This window comes from Flavisolibacter nicotianae, assembly GCF_003628535.1.
Taxonomy (GTDB): Bacteria; Bacteroidota; Bacteroidia; order Chitinophagales; family Chitinophagaceae; genus Flavisolibacter; species Flavisolibacter nicotianae.
Genome location: NZ_RBCI01000041.1, coordinates 1 through 2,467, shown reverse-complemented (window position 1 = coordinate 2,467; position 2,467 = coordinate 1). Strand labels below are relative to the sequence as shown.

General features: G+C 39.8%; 2 protein-coding genes. Both read left to right on the top strand.

From position 1 onward, the window contains the following. Window positions 1-141: 141 nt before the first annotated feature. Entirely contained in the window at window positions 142-1,575 is a 1,434-nt protein-coding gene (locus D6024_RS26235) for a hypothetical protein (RefSeq protein WP_121357785.1), read from the top strand. Window positions 1,576-1,738: 163 nt separating this feature from the next. Beyond that, window positions 1,739-2,215: a hypothetical protein gene (locus tag D6024_RS26230; RefSeq protein WP_121357784.1), complete on the top strand. Its 477-nt coding sequence runs from the start codon at window positions 1,739-1,741 to the stop codon at window positions 2,213-2,215. Window positions 2,216-2,467 lie beyond the last annotated feature (252 nt).

The window sequence follows — 2,467 nt, the reverse complement described above, 5'->3', positions numbered from 1 at the left end:
GGCCTTGGCAAAAAAGCGGCTGAAGAATTAAATTTGAACTGTAAAACACTATATGACAGAGGTGCTAAAGTGAAGCGGCATATCAAAGAATGCCGCTTCTTCGCCAAGTCCCTCTCCGTTGTGTGAAATTCTTTAGAGACGATGCGTTTATACTTAGCTTTCATTTTACTGACTTCTCTTTCTGCTGCAGGACAAACACTGCCTGACAGCATCGTCATAATTAGGAACACCTATGTAAACAACTTTACAGATGGTGATAATCTTTATAGGACAGATAGATTTTCTGTAGTTCAAAAAGGAAACGGCTATACCCTTGAAGGCGACAGAATAGCCAGTGCGAAAATTACTGACCTTCTTTTGGCAATCCAGGACCCGAGCAATGCCAATAATTCTTTGTCGAAGTATCAAATAGATACAAATTGGATTAAGAACAATGCCAGTGAGGTATTATCCTATTATTCTAACAAGGAAAGATTTGCATGGAATGAAAAACAAAAAGAATTCATCTACAAAGAGCTTACACATTTGGAGAATTACAGAAATGGACTAAAAGAATATCTCTCCTCAGGGTGCTGCTATACTATGCACAATAGCTACAAGAATGAATATGTAGTACAGGTTTACACCAAGAATAGAATTACCGAAGAAATCAAATCCAGAAAATACGTGTGGGGCTACAAAATGCCTTGGAGTAACCAAGCGGGCGACACACTTTATAATTATGCCATTGAAAGAGCTCTTGCTAAGCTCATAGGAACACAGGAACGGACTGAAGAGCCCCTAAAAGGCAATAAGTTATTAGGTCATTTAGCAAATCGTATTGTTGACAATAATGAGAATACGCTTTATGTGTTATCAGCATACACTTACATGAAAGAGATTGAAGAATTGGAAACAGATTTTGAGATTTTGTCTTTCGACGAAGTTCAGGGACGTGGAAGATACATCTGGAACGAGCCGGCAACAATGAGAGTTAGGCTTAGGAACAAAATCATGCTGGACAATGTGAACCTTGTTTTCTTAGCTTCAAAAACAGGAAAGACCATTTATTCGCGTGATAGTTTGAAAAAGGATTATAAATCGTATATCGAGAGGATACAATCAGTGAATTTTGTTAGCGACTATCTCAAATCTCACCCAAACACACGACTTGACATTTACTACTTCAATAATAAAGGAATCAATGACTATAATATTGAAAGCGTTAATAAAAATCCGAAAGAATGGAAGCTGCATGACGACTATTTGAAAAGCCTTGAAACGTCACAAAAGTTAGGAGTAAAGTTTTCCTTTGATGTTGACAAAGCAATTAAAACCTCACAACAAGTTCATTGTGGTTGCAATTATAGATTTGAAAGGGGTTATTTAGAACAAGCAATATTCTTTGAAATTAAAGACGACGCAGGAAATAGCTCGATATGGTTTTTGCTTCCCGACGGTAAAGTTTTGCTGTACATCATGGATGGTATGACAGCTCTAAACTTCAAGCGCTCAGACTTCAACGATACAAAAGAATATGGTATAATTTATCCCTGTGGTATGTTTGACAAGAAAGGAAACCGAGTGACGAAATAGAACTTCACACAACATTTGCTTTCCACAACAGCGGCTGAAGTACAGCCATGAAGCAGAAGAACAAATTGTTTACTTTACAACTTTAATCTACAACAGGACTGCCAATGCCGCTGCTGCGGAAAGCAGTTCGACGTTAGCAGCCAAATGTCCTTCAATACAGCCAATGGAATCAATCGGACAGCACAAGACTAATTGTGTTTACTATTTTCTACCACACACGGAGCCTTTCGACAATCTTCCAACGGAGAATTGGGTTTGCTTGGGTATAGCAAATCGAGAGTTTGATAAGCCACTATTTGACCAGTTTGTTAAGCATAGCGTCTATTCAGGACTGTTGGAGTTTAAAGGTCAAGGCTCGTTCGGAGAAAGGTTGCACGATTGGTTTGACGGAGAAGTTGTCAATTTGGAAGTCATTGAAGAATATCCGGAAACCGATGTCATGACAACGTGGTACAACGACGAACCAAATGACCTCGCTAACGCATTTTGGAGCTGCTTTTATGCGCAGATATTGCCTGAAGGAACGAATGCTGACGCAACAAAAGTCGTGTGTATTCCTTTCGATGGTTTGGACTACAAAAGCGAGCTGACTACCATTATAGAACGACTAAACAGCGGCTGGGTACCGCCTGACGAGTAAGGCTGCTAACATCGTATTGCTTCAATGCGGGCAAAAGAACAAGGGCTCAACTTCCTAATTCTATTCGGCTGTTGTATTTTAGTGAGGCTGAAGTGCAATGAAAACCCGCACTGACAGCAATACGTTCTCCGTTGTGCGAAATATCATGCTACTGCTTCCAAGTAATACTAAGAACTTCACCGGACGGATTTTCTTCGTTCTCCTAACGTTGTTTCTTTTTTACCTGTTTTTCCACTTTGGGCTGAGCGACCC

Coding starts and splice junctions, on each gene's coding strand:
- D6024_RS26235 (WP_121357785.1), top strand. CDS start 142: ATGCGTTTATACTTAGCTTTCATTTTACTGACTTCTCTTTCTGCTGCA.
- D6024_RS26230 (WP_121357784.1), top strand. CDS start 1,739: ATGGAATCAATCGGACAGCACAAGACTAATTGTGTTTACTATTTTCTA.